This is a genomic window from Flavobacterium sp. ABG (assembly GCF_001027725.1).
GTDB classification, from domain to species: domain Bacteria; phylum Bacteroidota; class Bacteroidia; order Flavobacteriales; family Flavobacteriaceae; genus Flavobacterium; species Flavobacterium cupriresistens.
In genome coordinates this window covers 127411-141511 of sequence record NZ_LEKS01000012.1, presented here as the reverse complement: position 1 = coordinate 141511, position 14101 = coordinate 127411, and the positions used below count along the sequence as shown (strand labels likewise).

At 36.8% G+C, this 14101-nt stretch carries 12 protein-coding genes; 9 read left to right on the top strand and 3 right to left on the bottom strand.

Translation table 11 applies throughout. The features are described from left to right. The first annotated feature begins 12 nt into the window (after nucleotides 1-12). The 8 genes from AB674_RS13900 (at nucleotide 13) to AB674_RS13865 (ending at nucleotide 8329) form a co-directional block, all read left to right on the top strand. Nucleotides 13-462, top strand: a complete 450-nt coding sequence (locus tag AB674_RS13900) for a 3-hydroxyacyl-ACP dehydratase FabZ family protein (protein WP_047777514.1) — start codon at nucleotides 13-15, stop codon at nucleotides 460-462. Further along, nucleotides 459-1733, top strand: coding sequence for a beta-ketoacyl-[acyl-carrier-protein] synthase family protein (locus tag AB674_RS13895; protein WP_047777511.1), 1275 nt, complete (start codon nucleotides 459-461; stop codon nucleotides 1731-1733). The genes AB674_RS13900 and AB674_RS13895 overlap by 4 nt, the downstream gene beginning before the upstream one ends. Before the next feature lies 1 nt (nucleotide 1734). Next, the gene (locus AB674_RS13890) at nucleotides 1735-1989 is read left to right on the top strand and encodes an acyl carrier protein (protein WP_047777601.1); all 255 of its coding nucleotides are present in this window, start codon (nucleotides 1735-1737) and stop codon (nucleotides 1987-1989) included. Further along, nucleotides 1986-2507, top strand: a complete 522-nt coding sequence (locus AB674_RS13885; RefSeq protein ID WP_047777509.1) for a 4'-phosphopantetheinyl transferase superfamily protein — start codon at nucleotides 1986-1988, stop codon at nucleotides 2505-2507. Before AB674_RS13890 ends, AB674_RS13885 begins: the two co-directional genes overlap by 4 nt. A 981-nt stretch (nucleotides 2508-3488) precedes the next feature. After that, complete coding sequence (locus tag AB674_RS23165; RefSeq protein ID WP_047777508.1) at nucleotides 3489-4145, top strand: DUF4331 family protein; 657 nt, start codon at nucleotides 3489-3491, stop codon at nucleotides 4143-4145. Nucleotides 4146-4182: 37 nt separating this feature from the next. Continuing rightward, a complete protein-coding gene (locus AB674_RS23160) occupies nucleotides 4183-4737 on the top strand; it encodes a DUF4331 family protein (RefSeq protein ID WP_047777506.1) in 555 nt (184 codons plus the stop codon). A 72-nt stretch (nucleotides 4738-4809) separates the two neighbouring features. Continuing rightward, nucleotides 4810-6105, top strand: a complete 1296-nt coding sequence (locus AB674_RS13870) for a tetratricopeptide repeat protein (protein WP_047777505.1) — start codon at nucleotides 4810-4812, stop codon at nucleotides 6103-6105. Nucleotides 6106-6115: 10 nt separating this feature from the next. Then, nucleotides 6116-8329 (top strand): TonB-dependent receptor, encoded by a 2214-nt coding sequence (locus AB674_RS13865; protein ID WP_047777503.1) that lies wholly within the window; start codon nucleotides 6116-6118, stop codon nucleotides 8327-8329. A gap of 499 nt (nucleotides 8330-8828) precedes the next feature. Here AB674_RS13865 and AB674_RS13860 read toward each other — a convergent pair whose 3' ends face one another. The 3 genes from AB674_RS13860 to AB674_RS13850 form a co-directional block, all read right to left on the bottom strand. Further along, nucleotides 8829-10289 (bottom strand): FAD-dependent oxidoreductase, encoded by a 1461-nt coding sequence (locus AB674_RS13860; protein WP_047777501.1) that lies wholly within the window; start codon nucleotides 10287-10289, stop codon nucleotides 8829-8831. Between the two features lie 714 nt (nucleotides 10290-11003). Then, nucleotides 11004-11813: a PhzF family phenazine biosynthesis protein gene (locus tag AB674_RS13855; protein ID WP_047777500.1), complete on the bottom strand. Its 810-nt coding sequence runs from the start codon at nucleotides 11811-11813 to the stop codon at nucleotides 11004-11006. A 154-nt stretch (nucleotides 11814-11967) separates the two neighbouring features. Continuing rightward, nucleotides 11968-13344 carry a phosphatidylinositol-specific phospholipase C domain-containing protein gene (locus AB674_RS13850; protein ID WP_047777498.1) on the bottom strand — a complete coding sequence of 459 codons (1377 nt, stop codon included), beginning with the start codon at nucleotides 13342-13344 and terminating at the stop codon, nucleotides 11968-11970. A 336-nt stretch (nucleotides 13345-13680) separates the two neighbouring features. Between AB674_RS13850 and AB674_RS13845 the strand changes: the two genes are divergently transcribed. Continuing rightward, nucleotides 13681-14010, top strand: coding sequence for a hypothetical protein (locus tag AB674_RS13845; RefSeq protein ID WP_047777496.1), 330 nt, complete (start codon nucleotides 13681-13683; stop codon nucleotides 14008-14010). The last annotated feature ends 91 nt before the right edge of the window (nucleotides 14011-14101 follow it).

Below are 14101 nucleotides of genomic sequence, written 5' to 3'. Positions count from 1 at the left end.
TTTAAAAAAATTATGGACTTAGACTATATAAAAGCACAACTGCCTTACTCCTCGCCTTTCTTATTTGTCGATGAATTGATTTTTGCCGATGAAAACGGGATTAGCGGTACCTATACCTTTAAGGAAGATCTCGATTTTTATAAAGGTCATTTTAAGAATAATCCGGTGACTCCCGGTGTGATTTTAACCGAAACAATGGCACAGATTGGTATGGTCTGTCTGGGTATTTATCTACTAGACAAAGACTTAAATAAAGAATTTACTAAAGATACGTTAATTGCTTTTACATCAGCAGACATACAATTTATAAAACCGGTATATCCTAACGAAAAAGTGACCGTAATTTCGAAAAAAATATTTTTCAGATTTGGAAAACTAAAATGTGATGTATCGATGAAAAATGAAGCCGGACAAGAAGTTTGCAAAGGTACAATAGCAGGTATGATAACTACTAAATTATGAGTAAACGAATCGTAATAACCGGTCTGGGAGTAGCTGCTCCAAACGGGGTGGGAATACCTGCCTTTACCCATGCCTTAAAAAATGGGATTTCTGGCATACAACATGATCCACAATTGCAGGAATTGCAGTTTTCTTGTCAAATTGCCGGCACACCACCGCTAACTGAAGAGCTAAAAGCCATGTACTTTACAGAGCTTGAACTACGAGGTTTTGGCAGTACAGGTATCTTATACGGTGTTATTGCAGGCATCGAAGCATGGAAAAATAGCGGATTACCAATAGAAACTAATGAAAAACCCGATTGGGACAGTGGAACCATTTTTGGAGCGGGCACTTCGGGCATTGATAAATTTCGGGAAAGCATTTATAAAATAGACGAGCTACAAGTTAGAAAATTGGGAAGTACCGTAGTGGCTCAAACGATGAATAGCGGAATTAGTGCTTATCTAGGAGGCAAACTTGGATTAGGAAATCAGGTTACCACCAATTCGTCCGCATGTGCAACAGGCACCGAAGCCCTGCTTATGGCCTATGACCGAATAAAAGCTGGACATGCAAAAAGAATGTTAGTAGGCAGTACCAGCGACAGTGGCCCCTACATCTGGGGTGGTTTTGATGCGTTGCGCGTCTGCAGCTCTAAATACAATGATAATCCCGAGCAAGGATCACGCCCTATGAGTAATACAGCAGCAGGATTTGTTCCCGGTAGCGGAGCGGGCGCGTTGCTCGTAGAAGATTTAGATAGTGCTCTGGAACGTGGAGCTCCTATTTACGCAGAGTTATTGGGTGGCAATGTAAACTCGGGCGGACAGCGCGGCACCGGTAGCATGACAGCCCCAAACAGCACGGCAGTACAACATTGTATCAGTACTGCACTTAAAAACGCGGGAATTAAGTCCAATGAAATAGACGCAATAAACGGACATCTAACCGCTACAACAAAAGATAGTCTGGAAATAGAGAATTGGACCAAAGCATTAGGTTTAAAGGGGAGTGACTTCCCCTACATAAACTCTTTAAAAAGTCTGACCGGTCATTGTCTTGCTGCGGCCGGCAGCGTTGAAAGCGTGGCTGCTGTGCTACAACTCCATGAGGGGTTTATATTTGGAAATACTAATTGTGATGACCTGCATACCGAAATTACAGCTTTAATTGATCCCGCAAAAGTACCTTTAAAAACTATTTATAAAGATATCGACATAATTGCAAAAGCAAGCTTTGGCTTTGGCGATGTCAACACCTGTGTATTATTTAAAAAATTTAAAAACTAACATGACAAAAGAAGAAATTATTGCCCAGCTGAAAGTAATTGTAAAGCCGTACACCACCAATGCGGACGCTTATGAGACCCTTAATGAGAACACTGATTTTATCACGGATCTCAATATTAATTCGGCCAATCTTGTAGATATCATACTGGATATCGAAGAAAACTTTGGTTTAATTATTGACAATACCGACATGGAACGCATGCTTAATGTAAAAGCGACCGTCGAGATTATAGCTACTAAACTTGCCGCAAAATGATCGGTAATGATGTGGTAAACCTTCCACAATCACGCATTGAAAGCAACTGGCAACGGAAGGGCTATTTAGATAAAATTTTCACTTCTGAAGAACAACAGCTTATCTCCACTGCTGCAACACCGGAAATCATGGTGTGGCTGCTTTGGAGCATGAAAGAGGCTGCTTATAAAATCTACAACCGACAAACCAAAATACGGGAATATATGCCCCGGAAGTTAGTTTGTAAAATAACAACTCGAAATGATCATTTCATTTTGGGCCAGGTATCTTGTATGGATTCTATTTATTACACTAAAACTACTATAACAGAGGATAATATCCATAGCATTGCTGTTACCCGTCAAAGTGATTTCGCCAATATTGTTGAAATTAAAAACAAAGGAATTAAGAAAGATGCCTTTGGTATACCCTGCCTAATCACTGATAAAGGAAATCCAATTCAACCTGTTTCTATTAGTCATCATGGCGGTTTCGAAAAAGTCGTGATTCTAACGCCACTACAAAATTATAGACTTTGAGTACTACCATAGTTTTTGATGCTCATAAATAGTGTATCGGCAAAATAGCTTATCGTTTTCTATTCTATTTCAAAAAAAACGACTCCCCCCTTTTTAAATCTCTTATTTAAAACTTCTGAAGCTGAAGTACATAAAACTGTTTCTGCCGTCGATGGAGCTGACTAAACGCGTTAGTATACCAATAGTGACAAAGCTACTTCTACTAGATAATAAAAGATAGAATTTAGTAACTGCAACAATTAGCTTATTCATTTAAAAAAAAGGATCCGAAATAATAAACTAAAAACAGGCAAAACTACGTGATTTTTAAGACTAAACTTTATCTAACTTAGAACTGTACTATTTCAGCCAATTGCAAACTTTAATGAGTATAATTTTTTTGGATCCATCGCTTAAAACAAAAAATTATGAAAAACGCAATTTTACCCTTAATGCTGGCGTTACTAATCCTCTTGACTTTTTCAAACAATGTATATTCTTAAAATCTTAATTTGGAATTAAGCCCCATTAATACATCGTTAAAACTGATTATATTTTTGAAATAGTTCATACCTAAACAGGAATTTTTATTTTTTGAAGCAACTAAAGAAGCTGAAATTGTAAAAAACAGAACCTCTATTAAAATCAATCTATGGAAATTGTGCAGAATAACAAAGCGATAGTGCTATTGTCAAAAACAAAATTCAAGCACGAAATTTAGCTTTTGCCCTCTATTTCCAAAATCATTGCCTCTGCCACTGCCACCGTGCTTGAAGTTTTTTGCTAAAATACCATCCTTATCAATTTCAATTTATAACACGACTATAGTAAAAACTATGGTCTAAGTATACCTTGGAAATAAATGGCAATCCTTTTTTTAAAACAAAATTAAAACACTGATTTAAAGGTATTTACTTTTTTATTTGTGTTTTTATTAACTCTTTTGAAACCAGAAAAAAAAGAATTGCGTAGATACTTATATAACTTTTAAATTATACCAAAATGAAAAAATCAAAATTAATACTAGGATTTGGGCTTGGGCTCTTAACAATTTCAGGATTGGTCCTAATTGCTGCGGATCATATAGATGCGCCTTCGGTAACTGGTGCTGCATCAGATATTACCGATGTGTTCACTTTTCAAGGACAAGATACCAAAAATTTGGTTTTTGTTGTCAATACACAAGGGTTGTTATCTCCTAATAAAACAGCAGATGCGGCTTTTAATGAAAATGTGATGATCGAAATCAATATTGACAACAACGGAGACTATGTTGAAGATTTGGTTATTCAAGCCATAAAACGTGGAAACACGATGTATTTCTTCGGACCTTATAAACCATCTGCAACTGGTACAAAAAGCACTATTGATGTCAGTCAAAGCTCCGGACAAGTTGCTATTTCTGCTTATAAAGCTACACCAATAACATATTCTATAAATGGAATGAAATTTTTTGCAGGACCAAGAGATGATCCGTTTTTCTTTGACTTAGGTCAATTTCAGGCTATTTTAGGCGGGACTGCTACAGGATTTAACAATCCGGGAAGAGATACTTTTGCAGGAACCAATGTTTTGGCACTTGTAGTCGAAGTACCAAAAGCAAAATTGGGTGGAACAGGAACTTTGAATATTTGGTCTGAAACTAAGAAAAAACAATAAGAAATAAGCACTACTAAAAATATTAAAAAATAATATTATGAAAACAAATACACTAAAAATGATAACGTTAGCGATTTCAGTAGCCTTACTTTCTGCAAATTGTGACAATAATAATGATGACAATAGTGAACAACCGGCCAGTATTGACTTTTCCGGGACTTTTGTTCAACAAGATCAAATGGCGAGACCTGCTATAAACACTGTTTTTATTGCATCGGGACAGCCTAAAGATGATTTTAATGCTGCTATTCCATCAGCTATGGGAAGTAAGTATCAGTCTATTTTTCAATCGAGATTACTGGCGCTTAATCCCGCTTACAGCACAAATGCTTTGGGGCAAACTGCTGCAGCGTTTACCGGACTTTTGGCTACAGATGTTTTAAATGTTTCGACTACTAAAAAAACAACCTTTTTTGACGGAACAAACGTTTTAACGGGAAGAGCTTTGGCTGATGATGTTATTGATGTAGAACTGTTACTGATATTTGGTGGGTCTACCGGAGCTTCAAATCCACAATTAACATCAGATCACGTAGATGCAAATGATGTGGCATTTAGCACTTCATTTCCTTATTTGGCTGCTGCCTGGTAAAAAATTCAAAAATAGAGCAGCTTACAACGGCCTGCTCTATTTTTATCTTCATCAACAAACAATCAAACAATTATGAAAACTCTTAGTAAAATTCTGTCATTGTTATGCGTAGTACTACTAACAAGTTGTACCGGCAAATCCGATAATCAAATCACAAACGCAACTGATTATGAAAAATATTTACATTTAAAAGATAATAAATCTCTTGATTTAGCGCATAAAGAAATTACTTTTTGGCAAAATAAGTTTGATAAAGCACCAAATCAAAGCCCATATTTAAGTCTAATTGCCTCTAATTATGCGGTACTTTTTGAATACACCGGAAAAATTGAAAATCTGTATAAAACGGAATCACTTCTGGAAGCGTCCAATCGGGCAACTCATTATGGGAGAGTTGGAACATTGCGCTCTTTGGCCAGAAATTATATTGCACAGCATCGTTTTAAAGAAGCATTAGCCCTGGCTAATACTGCTTTTACAATTGGCGAAGGCAAAAAAGAAACTCAAAAATTACTTTTTGATGTTCAAATGGAATTGGGTAACTATAAAGAAGCCTTAAGTAATCTGGATGCCATTAAAGACCTTAACGACTATGATTATCTAATACGCATTGCCAAATGGAATGACCATAATGGTGATTTACCTACTGCTATTCAATTTATGGAAAAAGCCAGAACAATTGCAGAAAAAGAAGATAATAAGACTCTACGAATCTGGTCCTACTCCAACTTAGGTGATTTCTACGGTCATGCGGGACGTATTCAGGACTCCTACAACAGCTACTTGAAGACCTTAGAGTTAGATCCAAATTATTCCTATGCCCTAAAAGGAATTGCATGGATTGCTTTTTCACACGAAAAAAACACAGCTGAAGCTAAAAGAATAATAGCTTCCATTACCCAAAAACATAACACTCCCGATTTCTATTTATTAAAAGCTCAAATCGCACAATTCGAAGGAAATACAGCCGAAGAAAATAAAAACACAAAAGCTTATCTAACGATGTTGCAAACGCACGATTATGGTGCTATGTATAATAAATACAATGTTTTATTATTTGCAGATAAAAAAGAGACCGCTTTAAAAGCACTTGAAATTGCAAAAATAGAAGTCAATCATCGTCCAACCCCTGATTCTTATGATTTATTGGCTTGGTCTTATTACAATACAGGTGATGCAAAAAAGGCTCTCGAAATTGCACAAAATCATGTGGTTGGAAAATCTTTTGAACCCAGAGTTCAATATCATTTGGCTACGATCTATAAAGCTAATAATTTTGCTCAAAAAATTAAGCCTATAAAAGAAGAGCTTCTTAAAAGCACTTACGAATTAGGGCCTAATATGGAAAGTAAAATTGCACAATTGTAAAAAAATCCCAATGAAAAAATTTCTGCTTGCTTTAATCGCCATAACTGGCTTGTATTCTCATGCCCAAACCATAAATGGTAAAATAACGGACCTGTTTGGAAACCCGATAGAAAACGCCTATGTCTTTAACACTACCACCGAAAGTCATTCGCATACCAACGAATTGGGAGTTTTTAGCATAGAAAAAACCGCTATTGGGAATGTTTTAAAAATCAGTGCATTGGGGTACAAAAAAAACAGCTATACAGTGACTAATGAGACTATTTTGGTTGCGCTGGAAGAAGATAGCTTTCAACTATCAGAGGTGGTAATTCAGCCAAAACTATCGGCTATGAATGTTATATCAAAGATTGATTTAGAGACTACTCCTGTAAATTCTTCACAGGAAATATTGCGTAAAGTTCCCGGTTTATTTATTGGGCAACATGCCGGAGGAGGAAAAGCAGAGCAGCTTTTTTTAAGAGGTTTTGATATCGATCACGGTACGGATATCGCCATTTCTGTAGACGGGATGCCTGTAAATATGGTCTCACATGCTCACGGGCAAGGTTATGCTGACTTGCACTTTGTAATTCCGGAAACAGTTGACAAAATTGATTTTGGAAAAGGAACGTATTATGCCAACAAAGGAGATTTTGATACTGCAGGGTATGTCGATTTTAAAACAAAAGACAAACTTGATAATAGTGCTATTGGTCTCGAAATAGGGCAATTTAATACTTTTAGAACTGTAGGTTTGTTCGATCTTCTTGGTAAACAGAAAAGACAAAGTGCCTATATTGCCACAGAATATATATTGACAGATGGCCCTTTTGATTCTCCTCAAAATTTTAATCGTATAAACTTATTGGGGAAATATTCGGCAATTTTAGAAAACAACAGCTCGTTTTCGATTCTGGCTTCTCATTTTGCGAGCAAGTGGGATGCCTCGGGGCAGATTCCGCAACGTTTAGTCGATGCCGGTTTAATCTCCAGATTTGGATCTGTTGACGATACGGAAGGTGGTAAAACTTCAAGAACAAATTTTAATGCCTCTTTTAGTAAACCAATTGACCAAAATACATTCATTAAAACCAATGCTTTCTATAGCGTTTATAACTTTGAATTGTATTCTAATTTTACTTTTTTTCTCGAAGATCCTGTAAATGGGGATCAAATAAAACAAAAAGAAAATCGCTCTATATATGGCATTAATGCCGAGTTGAACAAAAAAGAAGATTTCGATACTTTCGATGTTTTATATCAAATTGGTGTTGGGGTTCGTGCTGATGCCACTACAGATACAGAACTTTCACATACGTTAAACAGAAGTACTGTTTTAAATCAAATTAAATTGGGAGATATTGATCAATCCAACTTATTTGCCTACTTGAATACGGAATTACATTTCGGGAAATTGATTGTAAATCCGGCACTTCGTATTGATTATTTCAAATTCAATTATCAGGATAAATTAGCTCCTGCCTATAAGACACAAACCGAAAATAAGGCTAAAATTTCTCCTAAACTAAATTTCATTTATTCTCAAAACAACAATTTGCAATTCTACTTAAAAACCGGAATGGGTTTTCACTCTAATGATGCTCGTGTAGTGGTACAAAATAGCGGAAAAGAGATCTTACCAACTGCAATTGGGGGCGATTTGGGTACTATTTGGAAGCCTTTCCCCCGATTAATTATCAACTCCGCGCTTTGGTATTTATACTTACAGCAAGAGTTTGTGTATGTGGGCGATGCAGGCGTTATTGAGCCTAGTGGAAAAACACAACGTTTTGGTGGTGATTTGGGCATACGATACCAATTAACAGATTACCTGTTTTTTGATTTCGATGCCAACTACACACATGCAAGAAGTATTGATGATCCGAAAGGAGAAAATTACATTCCGTTAGCGCCTGATTTTACCACAACGGGTGGAATCAGCTTTCAGAAATGGAATGGTTTTTCGGGAGGCATCCGATACCGTTACTTAGACAGCCGTCCTGCAAACGAAGACAATTCGATCATAGCCAAAGGATATTTCATTGCCGATGCCAATGTGAGTTACACGCATAAAAAAATAACGTTTGGTATTTCAATAGAGAATTTGTTTAATTCAGCATGGAATGAAACTCAGTTTGCCACTGAATCCAGATTGCAAAATGAGCCGGAAAGTGTTGAAGAAATCCACTTTACCCCTGGAACTCCCTTCTTTTTGAAAACAAAAATAACTTATGCCTTCTAGCTTTATTTTAATTAATTCAAGTTACTGGTTACTAATTAGTTGATTCTATTTGATGAAAGCACAAAAGGATTGGTTTACCTCCTGCTGAAGCACAATGTCACTAAAGTTACGGAAATTTTTCACGCAGATTCTACGGATTAAGCGGATTACGCGGGTTTTTCTATTTGATTCCGCTAAAATCTGCGTGAGACTTTTTTTAACAATCCTTAACTTAATGAGATTGTGCTTCAGCTGCAGATAAATGATTGAGAAGTTGTATCATTGGCTATAGTCGAAAGAACTGGGATATAATTCGGCTAAAGCCCTTAAATCTTGAACTACTTGTAATCCTCCAGCTGAAGCAGGAGACTATTCAAAAGGATATCTTTCCAAATATTTTAATTTTTATTAGAAATTTAGATTATTACAATTCAGAAACGAGGTATAGGCGGTCTAATTTCAAACCTAAAACAACTAGCCACTTCAATTAATTTAAAAAAATAGTTTTTAAACTCGGTCTTTAAGAATCACTTTTTTTCAGACACCTTCCTCTTGGCTCATCACCTTCATGAAGTACAATTTCTGAATGTAAAAAAAGGGCTGCATCAGCTGAATCTTTTACTTTGGTAGCGCTACGTTCTAACATTTCGGCTTCGAACTCTGTAAGGACACTTTCTCTCACTCCAGTTTTTCGCCATTGTGACAAAGGTCTGCAACCTCTTGTAATCCCCCTAGCCAGACTAAGTGCGTCTAATAAAGCTTGGTTGGCGCCTTGCCCTTTAAATGGACTCATTGGATGAGCTGCGTCACCAATTAATGTTACTTGTCCGGCTTTTGCCAACGTTTCGGAGTCGAGCAATTCCCGATCATATACAGGATAACCCGAAATTTGTGCTGCTTTAGTTGCTAATAAAATTTGAGGTATTGGACTGTGCCATTGTGTTCTGCGACATGCTTCCTCTTTAAGAGCTTGAGGTCCTTCAGCACTTAGCTCCTTCGCCTCTTCTTCGGACATTGGAAAACTAAGTTGCCACATCACCGAGTCTGAAGCATATGGCATCATATAAATTCGTTCATTACCATTGGCGGTTTGAAATACAGTAGCAGAATCTAATAAAGAACTATCGAGATTCTCGAGAGCTTCCAAAGGACAAATACCCAATATCACAATGCAGCCCAGGTAACGCAAAGGGCTGCTTTCCTCATCAATAAGTAACTTTCGTACTGAGCTACGAATGCCATCTGCTCCAACAACAAGATCTGCTTTAACATTTTTGATTTGGCCGTCAACTTGAAAGTTTAGAGTTACTTCGCCATCAGCTTGCTTAAAATCCAAAAGCTGATGTCCCCATTGCACCTTATCCGGTCCGCCGAGTTGCTCTAACAAGGCTAAACGTAAAGATTGCCTGGAAATATGCACATTGGTTCGTTTTGTAAACGTATTTTCTTCGGTCTGCAACCACTTTCGTATGCCCCACTCTCCGATTACTTTTCCTGTTGTAGTATGCACCACATGTCTGGTAGAAATGACTCCTTGCACTAAAGAAAAAATACCTAATCCTTCGATTGCTTTACTAGCTTGTTGCAAAGTGAGTCCGTATCCTTGAGAACGCTCATCGAAACTGTTATCGCGTTCAAAAAGAGTGAATGGAATTCCGCGGTGCAAACAAGCCACAGCCAAAGCTACTCCACCGATGCCGCCACCAATAATTGCAACATGCGGGTAGTTTTCGGTATCGATTATCGGAGGCTCAGGAGAGCGAACTAATCCCGATCCGTTACACTTTAAACAAAGGACCAAATGGGCTTTAGGACGTACTGGAGCTGTCCCCTCACCTTTTGATTTTTCAAAAAGATCTAATTCTGACTGGTAGCGAAGTCGTACTTTTTTACTGAGTCTTTGGCTTTTTTTACCACGCCCCTGACATTCCTGACAACTAGTCCAGTTTCCTTTTACATCTTCCACTTTTTTCACTTCCATTTTGGTTCACTTGATCATGACTTTCTTCGATAATAAAAAACTTAGTCGATATATTAACTAATTCTTTTTAAAAAGAGCGCAAATATAATCTTTTGGCTTCATAATCTTGTGCTGCCCTATTTTAATCCTTTAGGTTATCGGCAACAAACACCTGAAACCTTTTTGATAATTCCTCACTTAATGAGAATACACCAAAACTGAATGTTATTAAGTTAGGATGTTTTTGCACGCGGATTCTGCGGATTAAGCGGGTTCTACGGATTTTTTTTATTTCATTACGCTAAAATCTGTGTGGTACTTCTTTTGATAATCTTTTACTTAGTGACTTTGGACTAAAGCAAAATGTTATTATGTTAGGATGTTTTTGCACGCGGATTTTATGGATTAAGCGGGTTCTACGGATTTTTTTTATTTCATTACGCTAAAATCTGTGTGGTACTTCTTTTGATAATCCTTTACTTAGTGACTTTGGGCTAAAACGCAATGTTATTAAGTTGACATGTTTTTTCACGCAGATTCTGCAGATTGTGCGGATTTTTTTTCAATCTGCTAAATCTGCGTGAGACTTTTTTTGATAATCGTTTACCTAAATGACATTGGACTAAAGCGCAATTTTACTAAGCTGACGTGTTTTTTCACGCAGATTCTGCAGATTGTGCGGATTTTTTGGTTTAATCTGTTAAATCTGCGTGAGACTTTACAACTTTCCTTTTTCTAGTCTATATTTATCTTTCCTTCCACTATTATTTTGGCATTGCTGATCACTTCAAGTTCAGTGTTACTACAGATTTTTAGTTGCATAAAGCCTCCTCTTTTTGAAGTCTGATAGGCTCGCATTTCTGTTTTTCCTAAAATTTGACTCCAATATTTAGCCAAAACAGAATGAGAAGCACCCGTAACCGGATCTTCGTTGATACCGATCCAGGGACAAAAACATCTGGAATAGAAGTCATAGTCCGCATCTTCTGATTTTGCCGTTACCACAACTTCTTTTATAACATCTGAAGATTGGATTGCCTTTGCAAAATCGGGAGTAATGCTCTCTAAGGTTGTTTTGTCTGAAACTTCAATGATTAACATGTCTAACTCTTTTGCAAACTTTGTTGCAATCGGATTGTCAATACCAAACGCCTCATATAGTTCTTTATTTGGAGTATAGTCGATTGCATCGTACAAGGGAAATTTCATTTTTATATTTTCACCTTCGCTACCGGCATGTACTTTTAGATTGTGAAATGTGGTGAAATTCACAAAGGGTTTGTTTAAATGGTGTAAAACTAATTTTGCAGCTGCCAGTGTAGCGTGTCCGCAAAAATCGATCGCAACGGTTGGAGTAAAATATTGTATTGAATAGTCTGTATCGCTAGTTTCGGATCTTCTCAGAAATGCGGTTTCCGATAAATTGAGTTCGCTGGCAATAGCTTGCATTGTTGCCGTACTAATCTCTTTTTCTACCAGACAAACTCCTGCAGGATTGCCTTTAAACGCTTGGTCTGTGAAGGCGTCAATTATAAATACTTTCATTATAAATCTTTTTATTTTTATATTACGGATCCCCGTAAAACTGTTGCGAAATTGATATACCACTGCAAAAAACAGTAAGTACCAAAAAACTATGAGGCATTTACAGCAGTAGCTATAGTTCGCTAAAATAGAAAAGAAATTTAATTTTACGGTATTAACTAATCCGAATTACAGACCACTGTTCCAACCATAGTGAGTTAGTCATGGTTAGAATAACAACAGCGGAACCATTGTTAACACTATCCGAATTAATGGCCAGCGCTTTGTTGTATTGTGCATGTTTTGGAATTATGATATAGTATGGACTATCATCAAATTTAAGGAATTTCCATCTTTGGTTGTCTCCTCCGTTTTTTTCATGAAGTATAACGGCAGCACCCGCTTCGTGACTGATACCGCTGACATCTAAAACTGAATTTGACGTATTCTCTGCTTTCAGATAAAAGAATCCGTCACCTTCACCGGTATCTATCAATCTCCAATGTTGGTTGGGCTGATCATTAGAATCGTGAACAATAATTGGTGTACCATTTGTACTAACATTCCCTCTCACATCTACACATTTATTAAGACTCAACCTTGTCCGAAGTTCAATAACGTCATTATGTCTTGGATAATTTCCGGGAATGAAATCAAACGGGTTGCAGGAAATAAGCCTATTAACCAAATCGTTACCAAGAATCAAATTAGGAAAGTCCATTGCCATAATACCAAATCTTGTTTTTTGCTTGTCGTGTAAATAATTTGTAATAAACGGATTAACAATACTCGCTATTCCGCTTGGTGAGTACTTAGAATAAAAAATATTGCCACTGGTACCGCTTGAAAAATTGATATAAATAGTATCTGAGCCGGGTGCTGCCAACTCCATTGTTGGTTGAACAAAATTATCGAACTTGCGTTGAACATTTTCTTTCCAATTATCAAATCGGTCTTGTACGTAGTACGAAATGCCATTGTTTTCGAACTTTTTGCTACCATCCTCCGGCCAATTATCATAAAGATTTAAACCAATATCCGGATTACCTGCAAGTCCAAATCGACGGATTAAAACAATCTTACCTCGCGTTTCATATAGCTTTGGGATTTTGGTACCGGTATAAAATAAAAAGGGATATTTAGGAATATTATGCTGTGTGAGATCCTTATAAAAATTTTTGATTGTATCACTGGAGGGCTTTTTTTCTTCTATCTTCACAGACATAAAAATGGTTTCGCTGGGATTCTTAGCTAAAAACTCCTTACAATCTCTCAGTACTGTATCTGTAAAACTGAGATCCATATCTGCGATACCATGCCATACCCACAAACTTCCATCATATCTCCCCACTTTTTTAGATTTTAAGCGCATATCCAGAAACCGAATTCCGGTATTTAATTGCTCTGTGATCGACATGGACTGGCATTTGGTTAAAAAACTAGAAGCATAAGCAGGATATGTTCCGCTGTCGTGAGTTCCGGGAATGGTAAGATCATTCAATTTTTTATGATCCGGAATGTATCTCATCCATTTTTTATTAAAATCCGTCATAGCTGGTTGGTTTTATATGAAACTTAATTCGCTTTTCAGAGAAGCAAAATTAAAGGAATTTCTCTGCGCGGATATCCGTATTTCTACTTGTATTTGTGCTTTTGACATTCAAAAAAAACAAATTTTTCAGAAAATCAAACATTTATAACAAATAGGACATTACGGCATAAATTTACGCAATATCTTCAAAAACAAGTATTTCTACTCGATACCAAAAGTCGGATTTTTCATAATATTGTACAACAATTTAAAGCAGTGGAGTCAGAACCCACTTAAAAAAACGAGGCGGATTCCGAAAAGCCTTATGAGTAGGAAAAACAAACAAACGAATTCATTATGGCAACTTATCCTTATTCGCAGGATGCACTGTTAGTTAACAGCATCAAAGCAACAACTGTAGTATCTATTGTATCAGGAATGCAAGTATCTGTTACTACTTTTACTTCACCAGCAGGAGATTTAGGTAAAATCACTCTTTCGCCTGTACAGCCAACAGCTACAAATGTTGAGTTTAAAGCAGGAGCACAAAAACTACAAATAGACCTTATTAGCTTTAGAGCACAATTCGGACTTGACAGTGGTCAGGTTACTTGTAGCGGACGTGCAACTGATCAAGACGGTAATAACGAGACTGCTTTTGCTAAACAAATTGCTACTTGGTCTTAATTAAAATATCAGGGTAATTTCCTGGGATAAAAGATTTAGAAAGTCCAAGAACAGCATATAAAAATCTAATTTTAACATATAAATAACCTAT

Bases quoted from the DNA above. Each gene is read 5' to 3' on its own strand.
- AB674_RS13865 (WP_047777503.1), top strand. From the start codon at position 6,116: ATGAAAAAATTTCTGCTTGCTTTAATCGCCATAACTGGCTTGTATTCT.
- AB674_RS13855 (WP_047777500.1), bottom strand. From the start codon at position 11,813: ATGAAAGTATTTATAATTGACGCCTTCACAGACCAAGCGTTTAAAGGC.
- AB674_RS13900 (WP_047777514.1), top strand. From the start codon at position 13: ATGGACTTAGACTATATAAAAGCACAACTGCCTTACTCCTCGCCTTTC.
- AB674_RS13885 (WP_047777509.1), top strand. From the start codon at position 1,986: ATGATCGGTAATGATGTGGTAAACCTTCCACAATCACGCATTGAAAGC.
- AB674_RS13845 (WP_047777496.1), top strand. From the start codon at position 13,681: ATGGCAACTTATCCTTATTCGCAGGATGCACTGTTAGTTAACAGCATC.
- AB674_RS13890 (WP_047777601.1), top strand. From the start codon at position 1,735: ATGACAAAAGAAGAAATTATTGCCCAGCTGAAAGTAATTGTAAAGCCG.
- AB674_RS13870 (WP_047777505.1), top strand. From the start codon at position 4,810: ATGAAAACTCTTAGTAAAATTCTGTCATTGTTATGCGTAGTACTACTA.
- AB674_RS13895 (WP_047777511.1), top strand. From the start codon at position 459: ATGAGTAAACGAATCGTAATAACCGGTCTGGGAGTAGCTGCTCCAAAC.
- AB674_RS23165 (WP_047777508.1), top strand. From the start codon at position 3,489: ATGAAAAAATCAAAATTAATACTAGGATTTGGGCTTGGGCTCTTAACA.
- AB674_RS23160 (WP_047777506.1), top strand. From the start codon at position 4,183: ATGAAAACAAATACACTAAAAATGATAACGTTAGCGATTTCAGTAGCC.
- AB674_RS13860 (WP_047777501.1), bottom strand. From the start codon at position 10,289: ATGGAAGTGAAAAAAGTGGAAGATGTAAAAGGAAACTGGACTAGTTGT.
- AB674_RS13850 (WP_047777498.1), bottom strand. From the start codon at position 13,344: ATGACGGATTTTAATAAAAAATGGATGAGATACATTCCGGATCATAAA.